This is a genomic window from Citrobacter sp. XY323, assembly GCF_025106035.1.
Lineage (GTDB): Bacteria > Pseudomonadota > Gammaproteobacteria > Enterobacterales > Enterobacteriaceae > Citrobacter > Citrobacter braakii.
In genome coordinates this window covers 725,703-739,163 of sequence record NZ_JANYUK010000001.1, presented here as the reverse complement: position 1 = coordinate 739,163, position 13,461 = coordinate 725,703, and the positions used below count along the sequence as shown (strand labels likewise).

The window sequence follows — 13,461 nt, the reverse complement described above, 5'->3', positions numbered from 1 at the left end:
CTGGCTGCTGGTAATGCTGCTGCGGTGCGACAGGCTGCGCTGGCTGCTGGTAATGCTGCTGCGGTGCGACAGGCTGCGCTGGCTGCTGGTAATGCTGCTGCGGTGCGACAGGCTGCTGGTACTGCGGCGCAGGCTCCGGCATTACGCCTGGAGTAAATAGCGGCTCATGCGGACCATCATCCACCAGCGTTTTCATTGGCGAAAATTCAAAGTCATCAAGCGAGAACGGATTCGCTCCGGCAGGCTGTTCACCGGAATAGCGCTGCTGCTGGGAAGAGGCAAACTGGCGAGCCAGTTCCGCTTCTGCGGCTGAATCATCATCAGTCTGACTGGCATCATCCTGATACTCCTCGCCATAGCGGTGCTGCTGCGACTGGGCGAACTGACGCGCCAGCTCATCTTGCTGCATTGCGTCAATTTCTTCGTCACTGTACGCATCTGTATCAAGATGCTCTTCGCGCGCTTTCTCTTCAGCCATACGTTGTGACGGCAGTTTTATGCCATACGACGCCAGCTCCCGACGAGTAGGCACGCGCACACGATTCGGACGCGGTAACTGCGGACCAATCCCCTCTTTCACCTGTGGACGCGGCGCACCGCTACCCGCAAGACTAAAGACAGGTGCTGCGGCAGCCGCACCCGCCCCTAAAGCGGCGTTTTTCACCCCGGCGGCCAGCGGCGCAACGGCAGCAACTGACTCAACGGGCGGTATGGATGCTGCCGTCGGCATAGACGGCTTAACACGTTCAGGCTCCTGAGCAGGCTCTGGAATCGGCTGATACCAGGCGGCCAGTTGCTCGCGCTCACGTGCACGTTTCTCTTCAACTTCTTCAAAATAGTAGAGTGGCGGACGAGTCGGTTTAACCTCTTCAACTACCGGCTCAGGTTCCACTACAGGCGGTTGTTCAACCGCAGGCTGCTGGAACGCGGCGTTTTGTTGAAAGGTTGATTCCGGCTGATAATCAGGTTGCTGCACGGGCTCCGGCTGATAAGCAGGTTCCGGCTGCCAGTTGTGCTCCGCGGTAAATCCCTGCGGCTGCGGACTCTCCTCCACAACCGGCTGCTGCCATGGTTCATACTGCTGCTGCACCGGTGGCTGAGCGTAGTGGGCTGGCTGAGGATAACCCTCAGGCGCTGGCGCAATCACCGCATCACCGGTTTGCAAACCAGGCACGGCTTGCCAGGCTACGGCTGGGGCCGGTTGTTCCATAACGGTATTGGTCACTGGCGATGTTTGCAGCAGCGGATCAACCGGTGCGCTCCAGGCCTGAGCTGCCGTTGTCGCTGCCGCTGCGGCGGCAACTGGCTCTGTCACCGAATGACCATTCAGCAGCGGATCAAGTTCGTCATATTCAGGCAGCGTCGCACGATTACCGGAGAACAGCACATCGTTAGGATCGGCAACCACGCCACGAGCGCTGTATTCAATTTCGTCTTCATCATCCATGCGTTTGCCGGAAAATAGCGCGGCATCAGTATGACGGCCAAGCGGGTTGGTAAATTTCTCCGCCAGACGCTTACGGCGCGCTAACGCACCGCGCAGAATACGCGCCCGACGCGATTCATGAGGTTTGCCATCAGCGGTGTCGAAAGACTCATCTTCATCTTCATATTCTTCGTCATCGACCCAGGTATCGTCGCGACGGGTACGGTTGCTGGCAAACGTCAGGATATTGAGTAACCAGCCGCCCAGTTTTTCCGCAATGCTCACCCATGACCAGCCGGTAAACAGCGTTAATCCCGCAGCCCAAATGCACAATAGCGTCAGCGTACCGCCGCTACTGTGCAGTAATGGTTGCAACGTGGTGCTGAGCAGGCTGCCGATCACGCCGCCAGAGGCAAAATACCAGATGTCATCGGCATTGATTGCGGCAAGCCCGCAGGAGGTAAGGATCAGCGCCAGAACGCCAATAATACGCAGCGAAACGGCAAAATAATCGACGTATTCGTCGCTGGCCTGGTGTCGCCATGCAAACCAGCAGCCGCCGACAATGATGACGGGAATGGTGTAGGCCATGACGCCAAAAATAAAGAACAGTGTGTCTGCCAGCCATGCTCCGGGTATTCCCCCCAGATTATGGATAGGTTCGTGCCACGCGGTTTGCGACCAACTGGGATCCGAAGGGTTAAAGCTGAGTAAGGCAGCCATCAACCAGACGGCAAAAAGGGCAATAAGGATCAGTAGCGCTTCCAGGAGTCGGCGCCCGCTGCTTAACTTCGTCAATGTGACGTCTTTGTCTTCAGTGTATTCCTGGCTCAAAAACGGCTCTCCAGGTTTCAGGCTTTTCCTGCCCGATGCTAAAACGGACAACAGCACCGGGTTGCCCCGGCACTGTTGCTGTATGGATTAACAGGAGTGTAATCAAACTGCGTCGATTTTGCACCTGTTCCGTGTTAGCGCGTCTTAATTACCAGACGATTGCTCTGTTTGACTTCTTCCATTACGACATAAGTACGTGTGTCATTCACGCCAGGCAGACGCAGCAGGGTTTCCCCCAACAGCTTACGGTACGCCGACATATCCGGTACGCGTGTTTTCAACAAATAGTCGAAATCACCGGAAACCAAATGACACTCTTGAATTTCTTCAAGTTTTTGTACTGCAGAGTTAAATTGCTCAAACACATCCGGGGCGCCACGATTCAGAGTAATCTCAACAAAAACCAGAAGTGATGCATCCAGATAATGCGGGTTTAACAGCGCTGTATAGCCCTGAATAAAACCCTGTCTTTCCAACCGACGCACACGCTCAAGGCAGGGCGTTGGTGAAAGTCCCACACGTTTAGAAAGCTCGACGTTAGAAATACGCCCATCCTTTTGCAGCTCATTAAGAATGTTACGATCGATACGGTCGAGATCTTTGCCAGGGCGCTTCTTACTATCTACCATTATTATTGTCTCTCTGTATTCCTTCCCTACTCCTGCCTGACTCTACCAACATCACTGTTCAGAGTCGCTACCCATCAAAATAAACCGCAACCCAGAGGGATTTTCGGTTTGTAATGCCTGGGCTTATGGTGAGAAGACCGTTGCCTGTCGGCGGCTATCGACATCACGAATGGCATCTGTCCACACCATGCGTAGATTTCGCTAACACGGTAAACATGGTATCTACATGCATGATTATGCAGCACATACATGACACATTTTTTTTCTTCCTTGACTGTTTTCGCAAAACAGCAGGTGATTGTCAAAGTAAAACATCGATTTTTAGTACAACATGCCAGTTATTCATTCGCAGTGATGGAAAATCGTCATTTTATCACCTTATAACTGACCGATTTTTAGTAGAAATCGTTATAGTATTACGACTTATTCCCCCGCTCATCGGTTTCTGCTATTACACAAATTGTTAACAAAATCGCCATACTCTTTTTTTACGCCTGTAAATTCCCTACAATCCTGCTCATTGCCTGCCAACAACTATGGGGATCTCATGGGCGCAACCAAACACAGTAAACTTCTTATTCTGGGCTCAGGCCCTGCGGGATATACCGCTGCGGTCTACGCTGCACGCGCTAACCTGCAACCGGTACTGATTACCGGTATGGAAAAAGGTGGTCAACTGACCACAACAACAGAAGTGGAAAACTGGCCTGGCGATCCGCACGATCTCACTGGCCCGCTGCTGATGGAGCGTATGCACGAACATGCGACCAAATTTGATACAGAAATCATTTTTGATCACATCAGCAAAGTTGATCTGCAAAACCGCCCTTTCCGTCTGACCGGCGATAGCGGAGAGTACACCTGTGACGCACTGATCATCGCTACCGGCGCTTCAGCACGTTACCTGGGCCTGCCTTCAGAAGAAGCATTCAAAGGCCGCGGCGTTTCCGCCTGCGCAACCTGCGACGGTTTCTTCTACCGTAACCAAAAAGTTGCGGTGATTGGCGGTGGCAACACTGCGGTTGAAGAAGCGCTGTATCTGGCGAATATCGCATCTGAAGTGCATTTGATTCACCGTCGCGACAGTTTCCGCGCTGAGAAAATTCTCATCAAGCGTTTGATGGATAAAGTTGAAAACGGCAACATCGTGCTGCACACCCACCGCACGCTGGAAGAAGTAACCGGTGATCAAATGGGCGTAACCGGGCTGCGCCTGCGCGATACGCAAAACACTGACAATGTGGAGTCACTTGACGTTGCCGGATTGTTTGTCGCTATCGGTCACAGCCCGAATACTGCCATTTTCGACGGTCAGCTTGAACTGGAAAACGGCTACATCAAAGTTCAGTCCGGTATTCACGGTAATGCCACACAAACCAGCATTCCGGGGGTCTTCGCAGCCGGTGACGTGATGGATCATATTTATCGCCAGGCGATCACCTCTGCGGGCACAGGCTGTATGGCCGCGCTTGATGCAGAACGTTATCTCGACGGTCTGGCGGACGCTTGCAAATAAGTTTTACAAATCAGTAACAAAAGTAAAAAAGGCGACTATAAGTCGCCTTTATTTTTGCCTCGTTGTAACATTGCCCTGCCCAAAAATTCCAATAACTCACCTGCTAAGCGTGCAATGAATAAAACCCGTCAAAAAGAGCTGACCCGCTGGTTAAAACAGCAAAGTGTAATTTCCCAACGATGGCTGAACATTTCACGCCTGTTGGGGTTCGTGAGTGGTCTGTTAATCGTCGCTCAGGCCTGGCTCATGGCCCGCATTCTGGACCATATGATCATGGCCAATATTCCCCGAGAGGCGCTGCTGCTTCCGTTCATCGTGCTGGTATTGATTTTCATCCTGCGGGCATGGGTCGTCTGGTTACGCGAACGGGTCGGGTTTCACGCAGGGCAACATATTCGCTTTGAAATTCGCCGCCAGGTGCTTGACCGTCTGCAACAGGCAGGTCCGGCCTGGATACAGGGCAAACCGGCCGGGAGCTGGGCCACGCTGATCCTGGAGCAGATTGACGATATGCATGATTACTATGCACGTTATCTGCCGCAAATGGCGCTGGCCGTATGCGTCCCATTATTGATTGTGGCGGCGGTATTCCCGTCAAACTGGGTAGCCGCCCTTATTCTGCTCGGAACAGCCCCGCTGATCCCGTTATTTATGGCAATGGTCGGAATGGGCGCTGCCGATGCTAACCGCCGCAATTTTCAGGCTCTTGCCCGCCTCAGCGGTCATTTCCTCGATCGTCTGCGGGGCATGGAAACGCTAAGAATATTTGGTCGCGGTGAAGCCGAAACGGAAAGCATCCGCGCTGCGTCGCAAGATTTCCGCCAGCGCACCATGGAAGTCCTGCGCCTGGCCTTCCTGTCATCTGGTGTCCTTGAGTTCTTTACCTCTCTGTCTATTGCGCTGGTGGCGGTTTACTTCGGTTTTTCCTACCTCGGAGAGCTCGATTTCGGCCACTACGGGACGGGCGTCACGCTGGCAGCAGGCTTCCTCGCGCTCATTCTGGCGCCGGAGTTTTTCCAGCCCCTGCGCGATCTGGGCACGTTTTATCACGCCAAAGCGCAAGCCGTTGGTGCAGCTGATAGTCTGAAAACTTTCATGGAAACCCCGCTGGCTCATCCAGAACGTGGCGACATTGAGCTGGCGACGAAAGACGCTGTTTCACTTGAGGCACACGATCTGATTATCACTTCGCCGGAAGGTAAAGTGCTGGCCGGCCCGCTCAACTTTACCCTGGCAGCCGGTCATCGCGCAGTGCTGGTTGGACGCAGCGGTTCCGGTAAAAGTTCGCTGCTTAATGTCCTGTCCGGTTTCCTCTCTTATCGGGGATCGCTGCGAATTAACGGCTTTGAACTTCGCGACCTGTCACCTGATTCCTGGCGTAAACAACTGTCATGGGTCGGGCAAAATCCGCAACTTCCTGCCGCCACGTTACGCGAAAACGTTCTGCTGGCTCGCCCCGATGCCAGCGAAGAACAGCTACAAGCCGCACTCGACAGCGCCTGGGTCAGCGAGTTTTTACCGCTGCTGCCGCAGGGCGTGGATACGCCAGTCGGCGATCAGGCGGCCCGACTTTCCGTCGGGCAAGCGCAGCGCGTTGCCGTCGCTCGCGCCTTACTCAATCCCTGTCAGTTACTGCTTCTGGACGAACCCGCCGCCAGCCTTGATGCGCACAGCGAACAACGCGTGATGCAGGCGTTGAACGCGGCATCTCGCCGCCAGACCACGTTGATGGTGACGCACCAGTTGGAAGATCTTGCCGACTGGGACGCTATCTGGGTGATGCAGGACGGACAGATCGTTGAACAAGGTACCTGGACCGAACTTAGCTCAGCCAACGGGGCTTTTGCGACATTACTGGCTCATCGTCAGGAGGACATCTAAATGCGCGCTTTGCTACCTTATCTGACGCTGTATAAACGTCACAAATGGATGTTAACGCTGGGGATCGTTCTGGCGATCGTCACGCTGCTGGCAAGTATTGGTTTGCTGACGCTTTCAGGGTGGTTCCTGTCGGCTTCTGCGGTGGTTGGCGTCACCGGAATTTACAGCTTTAACTATATGCTCCCTGCCGCAGGCGTACGCGGCGCAGCGATCACCCGCACCGCGGGGCGTTATTTCGAACGACTGGTCAGCCATGACGCAACGTTCCGTGTGCTGCAGCATTTGCGTATTTATACCTTCAGCAAACTGCTGCCGCTCTCTCCTGCGGGCCTGTCCCGTTATGGACAGGGTGAATTACTTAACCGCGTGGTGGCTGATGTCGACACGCTCGATCATCTGTACTTGCGCGTGATCTCCCCGCTGGTAGGGGCTTTTGTCGTCATCATGGTGGTCACGCTGGGGCTAAGCGTTCTCGATTTCACGCTGGCTATCACCCTCGGCGGTATTATGCTGCTGACCTTATTTATTCTGCCCCCACTCTTTTATCAGGCAGGCAAAAGCACCGGACAAAGTCTGACACATCTGCGTGGGCAATATCGTCAGCAGTTAACCTCCTGGCTACAGGGCCAGGCTGAATTGACCATTTTTGGTGCCAGTGAACGCTACCGCGCTCAAATGGAAGCCACCGAGCTGCAATGGCACGAAGCCCAGAGACGCCAGTCTGAATTAACGGCGTTGTCGCAGGCGGTCATGCTGTTAGTCGGCGCGCTGGCAGTGATTATGATGCTATGGATGGCCTCAGGCGGCGTGGGCGGTAACACCCAGCCAGGCGCACTGATCGCGCTGTTTGTCTTCTGTGCACTAGCCGCGTTCGAAGCGTTAGCGCCTGTCACCGGCGCGTTTCAGCATCTCGGCCAGGTTATTGCCTCTGCGCTGCGCATCACCGAACTGACCGAACAGCAGCCAGAAGTGACCTTCCCGGATGCGGGTTCCTCGGTTTCAGAGCAGGTAACCCTTACGCTACGCGATGTGTCATTCAGCTATCCAGGACAGGCGCAAAAGGCGCTCGATACACTTTCCCTGCAGGCCAACCCCGGTGAACACATTGCGATTCTCGGTCGCACCGGCTGTGGTAAGTCAACGTTATTGCAATTGCTAACCCGCGCATGGGATCCGCAGAGTGGCGAGATCCTGATTAACGAACAGCCGATTGCGACCCTTAGTGAAGCCACGCTGCGCCAGAGTATCAGCGTCGTGCCACAGCGCGTGCATCTGTTCAGCGCTACGCTTCGCGATAACCTGTTGCTGGCGGCACCGCACGCCGGCGATGACGCATTAGCCGCGATGTTGTGCCGCGTCGGTCTGGACAAACTGCTTGAGGATGATGGACTCAACGCATGGCTGGGCGAAGGCGGTCGTCAGCTTTCTGGCGGCGAGCTCCGTCGTCTGGCTATCGCCCGCGCCTTATTGCACGATGCTCCGCTGATGCTACTGGATGAACCTACCGAAGGGTTGGATGCCACAACGGAAAGTCAAATGCTTGAATTAATTAGCGATGTCATGCGCAACAAAACCGTATTAATGGTTACACATCGTCTGCGTGGGCTGTCACGTTTTGATCAAATAATAGTAATGGACAACGGACAAATTATTGAGCAAGGTAATCACGCAGATCTGTTAGCCAGGCAGGGGCGTTATTACCAGTTTAAGCAACGTCTGTAAGCTATTATTGAACGATCAAACTCGCGTAGTGGAGTTTCGCTGTCATGCGCCTGGTGCAACTGTCCCGCCATTCCATAGCCTTCCCGTCACCGGAAGGCGCTTTACGCGAGCCTAACGGTTTATTGGCGCTTGGCGGCGATCTCAGCCCTGCCCGCCTGCTGATGGCCTATCAGCGCGGTATTTTCCCATGGTTTTCACCTGGCGACCCCATCCTTTGGTGGTCGCCCGATCCGCGCGCCATTCTTTGGCCCGAGAAATTTCACCTCAGCCGTAGCATGAAACGCTTTCATAAAAATTCGCCTTATCGCGTGACGCTCAATTACGCGTTTGGTCAGGTGATTGAAGGCTGCGCGAATGACCGGGAAGAGGGCACCTGGATAACGCATGATGTGGTGGATGCTTACCATCGGCTGCACGAACTGGGGCATGCCCACTCAATTGAGGTGTGGCGACAAAATGAATTAGTGGGCGGTATGTATGGCGTGGCGCAAGGTACGCTGTTTTGTGGCGAATCGATGTTCAGCCGTCAGGAAAATGCGTCCAAAACCGCACTGCTTGTTTTTTGCGCTGAATTTATCCGTCAGGGCGGAAAATTAATCGACTGCCAGGTATTAAATAGCCACACAGCCTCGCTGGGCGCCGTCGAAACACCGCGTCGGGAGTACCTTGAGCACCTGAGCAGACTGCGCCAGCAGCGGCTACCGAGCCATTTCTGGATTCCCAGGATGTTATTTTCACCTCAGGAGTGAATGTTTTCGGCACATTTTTTGTCGGGGTGTTATAATTGTCGCGCAGAGTTGGTTTAGCCCATTACCCCGCCGCCGTTAAGGAACAGTTCGCGTCAGGCAACGCCTATCGTTTATCTCCTCGTTCCCTTACACGTTGCGCTTTAAGTGCGGCTTTGCCGTGTGTGGATAGAGTAATGCGCCAAACCCGATTTGCTGTGTTTTAAACGCACAAATCTTTACTTATTAAAAGAACTTCGGCATTATCTTGCCGGTTCAAATTACGGTAGTGATACCCCAGAGGATTAGATGGCCAAAGAAGACAATATTGAAATGCAGGGTACCGTTCTCGATACGTTACCTAATACCATGTTCCGCGTAGAGTTAGAAAACGGTCACGTGGTTACTGCACACATCTCCGGTAAAATGCGTAAAAACTATATCCGCATCCTGACGGGCGACAAAGTGACTGTTGAGCTGACCCCGTACGACCTGAGCAAAGGCCGCATTGTCTTCCGTAGTCGCTGATTGTTTTTAACGCCCGAATGGCGTCCAGATAATAAAAGGTCGGTTTAACCGGCCTTTTTTGTGGGCTGAAGCCTGGTATTTAATCCTCAATCATCCGCGCATATTCTTCCGTTAAGAAATCCACTAATGCGCGCACTGACGGTAATAATCCCCTGCGTGATGGAAATACTGCGTGAATAATTTCTCGCTTAGGTTCCCAACCGTCGAGCAACGCCACCAACTCACCCGCAGCTAATTGATCTTTTACCATCAACTGTGGAAGTTGAACAACACCTACGCCGGCGACTGCGGCTTCGCGTAACGCCAGCATATCGGTGGTGATCATACGCGGCGTGAAATGCACCTCCGCCCGCGCGCCCTGCGGGCCGAATAACTCCCAACGATGCACATGTTTACCAGAGGCCAGACTCAAACCTGGCCAACGGGTCAGCTCTGCCGGAGAGTGTAGCGCCCCCATCTGCTCAATTAACTGCGGGCTGGCATACAAGCGATGTCCTCTGTCCGCCAGGACGCGCATCACCAGGTCGCTATCCTCAAATGGCCGAGGTCTGACGCGAATCGCCACATCCAGACCTTCTCCAACGACGTCAACACGACGGTTAGTGGCCTCCAGTTGTACTGATACGTCAGGATAACGTGCCATAAAACGGGCAAGCATTGGCCCGATATGCACATGCAGCAACGTAACAGGACAAGTCAGCTTCACAACGCCACGCGGTTCAACCTGTAACGCGGCAATGGCATCCTGCGCCGCCTGCGCCTCCACCAGCATCGCCTTACAGTGTTCGTAAAAGGTTTGCCCGACTTCAGTCACGTTAAATTGCCGGGTGGTTCGCTGAATCAGTCGTACCCCCAGCCTCTCTTCGAGTTGCGCTATTCGTCGGCTCAGTTTTGATTTTGGTTCATCAAGCGCCCGACCCGCCGCCGCGAATCCCCCTTCCTCTACAACATGCACAAACCATGCAAAATCATTGAGATCCGGCCTTGTCATTTCATTGTCCTATTTTTGAGACAGTGAGAGCTATTTTAGCTACTACTCAGCTCGCTGTCATGAATATAAGCTTATTCACATCAAAACAACGCCACTGAGGAGACACATATGAAACAAGTAACAGGCGTCTACACCGCACCTCGCCCACACTGGGTTGGCGATGGATTTCCGGTTCGCTCGATGTTCTCTTACCAGTCTCATGCTGAGCAATTAAGCCCGTTCCTGCTGCTTGATTACGCGGGTCCGCATACGTTCACGCCGGGTAACGAAAAACGCGGCGTAGGTGAACACCCTCACCGCGGTTTTGAGACGGTGACTATCGTTTACAGCGGCGAAGTTGAACACCGTGATTCAACCGGTCGCGGCGGCATTATCGGCCCTGGCGATGTGCAGTGGATGACCGCTGGTGCAGGAATATTACACGAAGAGTTCCACTCCCCGGAATTTACCCGTCAGGGCGGTGAACTGGAAATGGTGCAACTGTGGGTCAATCTGCCGGCAAAAGACAAAATGGCCGTACCGGGTTATCAGGGCATCAGCAGCGATGTTATACCCACCGTCGCCTTGCCCGATGATGCAGGCAGCGTTCGCGTGATTGCGGGCAGCTATCAGGATACGAAAGGCCCGGCACACACCTTTTCACCGCTGAACGTCTGGGATATGCGCCTGCAACGTAATCGTCCGCTGACGTTGTCCCAGTCTGAAGGGTGGAGCACCGCCCTGGTGGTATTAAAAGGGAATATCACCGTAAACGGCACCACGCCTGCCGGCGAAGCACAACTGGTAGTGCTAAGCCAGCAGGGGAAAACGCTACACATTGAAGCCACCAGTGACGCCAGCGTGCTGCTGCTGTCTGGCGAACCGTTGAACGAGCCGATTGTAGGTTACGGTCCGTTTGTGATGAATACGAAACAAGAAATCGCTGAAGCCGTCCGCGATTTTAACTCCGGCCGCTTTGGCCAAATCTGAATCGAAGGAGGAGAATATGTCCAGTCCTGCAAACTTTAATGGTTCACGTCCGGTCATCGATGTGAATGATTCCGTCATGCTGCTTATCGATCATCAGAGTGGGCTGTTCCAGACCGTCGGCGATATGCCAATGCCGGAACTGCGTGCGCGTGCCGCCGCGCTGGCTAAAATCGCAACCCTGGCGAAGATGCCGGTAATTACCACGGCATCGGTACCGCAGGGGCCTAACGGCCCGTTGATCCCAGAGATCCATGCCAATGCGCCACATGCCCAATATGTAGCACGTAAAGGCGAAATCAACGCCTGGGATAACGAAGACTTCGTGAAAGCGGTCAAAGCTACGGGTCGTAAGACGCTGATTATCGCCGGTACGATCACCAGCGTGTGCATGGCTTTCCCGGCCATCAGCGCGGTTGCGGAGGGATACAAGGTCTTCGCAGTGATCGACGCTTCCGGTACTTACAGCAAAATGGCGCAGGAAATCACCCTGGCACGTGTTGTTCAGGCTGGCGTGATACCGATGGATACCGCCGCCGTCGCTTCTGAAATTCAGGGAACATGGAACCGGGAAGACGCCGCTGAATGGGCGGAAGTGTATACCAAAATCTTCCCGGCTTATCAGTTGCTGATCGAGAGCTATAGCAAGGCCCAGGAAGTCGTGACCAACGGCGAAAAACTGGACTCGCAGCGCTAATCATATTCTCCGCGCCTGTCCGGGCGGAGGAATATGTACATTGCGTAACCAAACGAGAGTTAACACGTAAATTCTGCTTGACCGTTTTAGCGCAACTCCCTATAGTAGCGCCCCGTTGCCCCCCAAGCGGTCAGGCAGCAATACAATATGGTGAGGTGTCCGAGTGGCTGAAGGAGCACGCCTGGAAAGTGTGTATACGGCAACGTATCGGGGGTTCGAATCCCCCCCTCACCGCCATATTCGAGAAAGAGCTCGTACGTAAGTACGGGCTTTTTTTTCGCATGTTGCATTTGCCGCCGGATGCAGCGCATGCGCCTTATCCGGCCTACATTTCAACATCTCTGCGTAGCCTGATAAGCGTAGCGCCATCAGGCATGTCGGTTATTGTCGGCTGAGCAGTGTTAACACTTCGTAATGCGCGGTATGTGGGAACATATCAAAAAGTTGGACGCGTTCAATGCGATATCCAGGCAACTCGCGGATATCCTTCGCCATGGTTTGTGCATTACAGCTGGAGTAAACGATAAAACGCGGCGCCATGCGGGAAAGAAAATCGCACAGCGGCTTCCCAATCCCCCGACGAGGCGGATTCACCAGCACCAGGTCCGGCACTTCTCCCTGCGCGGTAGCAAACTGGGTTGAATCCAGCGCCTGAAAATGCAGATTCTTCAAACCAAGCTCCTGCGCCGACTGTTTCGCGCAAGTAATGGCCTCTGGCGCAATTTCAATACCCGTCAGTTTCATCTGCGGCGTGGCGCAGTGCAAACCAAAACCCCCGACGCCGCAAAACAGATCCCACATGTGATTAACCGGAAGCTGACGCACCCAGTCGCGCGCCGTGGCATATAAATGCCCAGCCACCACGGGGTTGGTCTGGAAGAAGCTCTGTGGGCGTATCCACAATGGCACATCGTTAAAGCGTTCAGCCAGCGCCTGTTGTTCCGTCAGGAAGATTTCGCTCTCCCCTTCCATAATCGCCATATGCACAGGTTGAATATTGGCGGTGATCACTTTTAACTGCGGAAGCTGCGCCTGTAACCATGGCAGCTCCGTACGCAGTTGTGCCAGTTTCGCATCGGAGCGCAGAACAAAACGCAGCATCATACCGCCATCAAACCGGCTTTCCGTTAACAGCAGATATTTCAGCTCCCCGCGTTTGCGCGCCACGTTATAGGGCGTCAACCCCGCACGGGCGATAAACGGTTTAAGTGCGGCAAACACCGGCGCAAAAGACTCAGGATAGAGCGGACACTCGCACAAATCCTCCGGCGTACCGTCACGATGCAGCATCCCCAGCAGCGGTTTTTCCACGCTGCCGCTGACCACCATTTTGGCTTTATTACGAAAAGCGCTCTCCGGGCCGCTGACCGACGCGCACCATTCTCCGACCGGATAAGCGGCCAGCAGATTCTGCAGATCGGCTGTTTTGGCGAAGAGTTGATCGGCGACAGGCTGCGTTATCCACTGACAAGAGCGGCAGCGTTCGGCGTCATAAAGTGCGCACTGCATACAAAAACCTACAAATTAACAGGGGGCGAAGATTATA

The 13,461-nt window shown here is 54.1% G+C and carries 11 protein-coding genes, 1 tRNA gene and 1 pseudogene; 9 read left to right on the top strand and 4 right to left on the bottom strand.

The features are described from left to right. Positions 1 to 2,260, bottom strand: a 2,260-nt coding sequence (locus N0B36_RS03485) for a DNA translocase FtsK 4TM domain-containing protein (protein ID WP_259686069.1), incomplete at its 3' end; no start/stop codon positions are given. A gap of 134 nt (positions 2,261 to 2,394) precedes the next feature. Next, positions 2,395 to 2,889: a leucine-responsive transcriptional regulator Lrp gene (gene lrp, locus N0B36_RS03480; RefSeq protein ID WP_002439523.1), complete on the bottom strand. Its 495-nt coding sequence runs from the start codon at positions 2,887 to 2,889 to the stop codon at positions 2,395 to 2,397. A 547-nt stretch (positions 2,890 to 3,436) separates the two neighbouring features. On the opposite strand from lrp, the gene trxB reads away from it, so the two are divergent. The 6 genes and pseudogenes from trxB to infA all read left to right on the top strand — a co-directional run bounded on the left by trxB (position 3,437) and on the right by infA (position 9,261). Continuing rightward, a complete protein-coding gene (gene trxB / locus N0B36_RS03475; protein WP_016152427.1) occupies positions 3,437 to 4,405 on the top strand; it encodes a thioredoxin-disulfide reductase in 969 nt (322 codons plus the stop codon). Between the two features lie 114 nt (positions 4,406 to 4,519). Continuing rightward, complete coding sequence (gene cydD, locus N0B36_RS03470; RefSeq protein ID WP_016156105.1) at positions 4,520 to 6,286, top strand: heme ABC transporter permease/ATP-binding protein CydD; 1,767 nt, start codon at positions 4,520 to 4,522, stop codon at positions 6,284 to 6,286. Beyond that, positions 6,287 to 8,008, top strand: a complete 1,722-nt coding sequence (gene cydC / locus N0B36_RS03465) for a heme ABC transporter ATP-binding protein/permease CydC (protein WP_019076386.1) — start codon at positions 6,287 to 6,289, stop codon at positions 8,006 to 8,008. It begins immediately after the preceding gene. Between the two features lie 44 nt (positions 8,009 to 8,052). Further along, complete coding sequence (gene aat, locus N0B36_RS03460; RefSeq protein WP_046274664.1) at positions 8,053 to 8,757, top strand: leucyl/phenylalanyl-tRNA--protein transferase; 705 nt, start codon at positions 8,053 to 8,055, stop codon at positions 8,755 to 8,757. After that, positions 8,758 to 9,115: pseudogene (locus N0B36_RS03455) on the top strand (hypothetical protein). Further along, the gene (gene infA / locus N0B36_RS03450) at positions 9,043 to 9,261 is read left to right on the top strand and encodes a translation initiation factor IF-1 (RefSeq protein WP_002211347.1); all 219 of its coding nucleotides are present in this window, start codon (positions 9,043 to 9,045) and stop codon (positions 9,259 to 9,261) included. The pseudogene N0B36_RS03455 and the gene infA overlap by 73 nt, the downstream one beginning before the upstream one ends. A 79-nt stretch (positions 9,262 to 9,340) precedes the next feature. Here infA and N0B36_RS03445 read toward each other — a convergent pair whose 3' ends face one another. Beyond that, entirely contained in the window at positions 9,341 to 10,252 is a 912-nt protein-coding gene (locus N0B36_RS03445; protein WP_016152423.1) for a LysR family transcriptional regulator, read from the bottom strand. A gap of 108 nt (positions 10,253 to 10,360) precedes the next feature. Between N0B36_RS03445 and N0B36_RS03440 the strand changes: the two genes are divergently transcribed. From N0B36_RS03440 to N0B36_RS03430, 3 genes are all read left to right on the top strand, one after another. Then, positions 10,361 to 11,221, top strand: coding sequence for a pirin family protein (locus N0B36_RS03440; RefSeq protein ID WP_103766086.1), 861 nt, complete (start codon positions 10,361 to 10,363; stop codon positions 11,219 to 11,221). Between the two features lie 16 nt (positions 11,222 to 11,237). Continuing rightward, positions 11,238 to 11,915, top strand: coding sequence for an isochorismatase family protein (locus N0B36_RS03435; protein WP_016156101.1), 678 nt, complete (start codon positions 11,238 to 11,240; stop codon positions 11,913 to 11,915). 149 nt (positions 11,916 to 12,064) lie between these two features. After that, positions 12,065 to 12,152, top strand: a tRNA-Ser gene (locus N0B36_RS03430). A gap of 144 nt (positions 12,153 to 12,296) precedes the next feature. On the opposite strand, the gene rlmC is transcribed toward N0B36_RS03430, so the two are convergent. Further along, on the bottom strand, positions 12,297 to 13,424 hold the full coding sequence (gene rlmC / locus N0B36_RS03425; RefSeq protein WP_259686067.1) for a 23S rRNA (uracil(747)-C(5))-methyltransferase RlmC: 1,128 nt from the start codon (positions 13,422 to 13,424) through the stop codon (positions 12,297 to 12,299). Between the last annotated feature and the right edge of the window lie 37 nt (positions 13,425 to 13,461).

Coding starts and splice junctions, on each gene's coding strand:
- lrp (WP_002439523.1), bottom strand. CDS start 2,889: ATGGTAGATAGTAAGAAGCGCCCTGGCAAAGATCTCGACCGTATCGAT.
- trxB (WP_016152427.1), top strand. CDS start 3,437: ATGGGCGCAACCAAACACAGTAAACTTCTTATTCTGGGCTCAGGCCCT.
- cydD (WP_016156105.1), top strand. CDS start 4,520: ATGAATAAAACCCGTCAAAAAGAGCTGACCCGCTGGTTAAAACAGCAA.
- cydC (WP_019076386.1), top strand. CDS start 6,287: ATGCGCGCTTTGCTACCTTATCTGACGCTGTATAAACGTCACAAATGG.
- aat (WP_046274664.1), top strand. CDS start 8,053: ATGCGCCTGGTGCAACTGTCCCGCCATTCCATAGCCTTCCCGTCACCG.
- infA (WP_002211347.1), top strand. CDS start 9,043: ATGGCCAAAGAAGACAATATTGAAATGCAGGGTACCGTTCTCGATACG.
- N0B36_RS03445 (WP_016152423.1), bottom strand. CDS start 10,252: ATGACAAGGCCGGATCTCAATGATTTTGCATGGTTTGTGCATGTTGTA.
- N0B36_RS03440 (WP_103766086.1), top strand. CDS start 10,361: ATGAAACAAGTAACAGGCGTCTACACCGCACCTCGCCCACACTGGGTT.
- N0B36_RS03435 (WP_016156101.1), top strand. CDS start 11,238: ATGTCCAGTCCTGCAAACTTTAATGGTTCACGTCCGGTCATCGATGTG.
- rlmC (WP_259686067.1), bottom strand. CDS start 13,424: ATGCAGTGCGCACTTTATGACGCCGAACGCTGCCGCTCTTGTCAGTGG.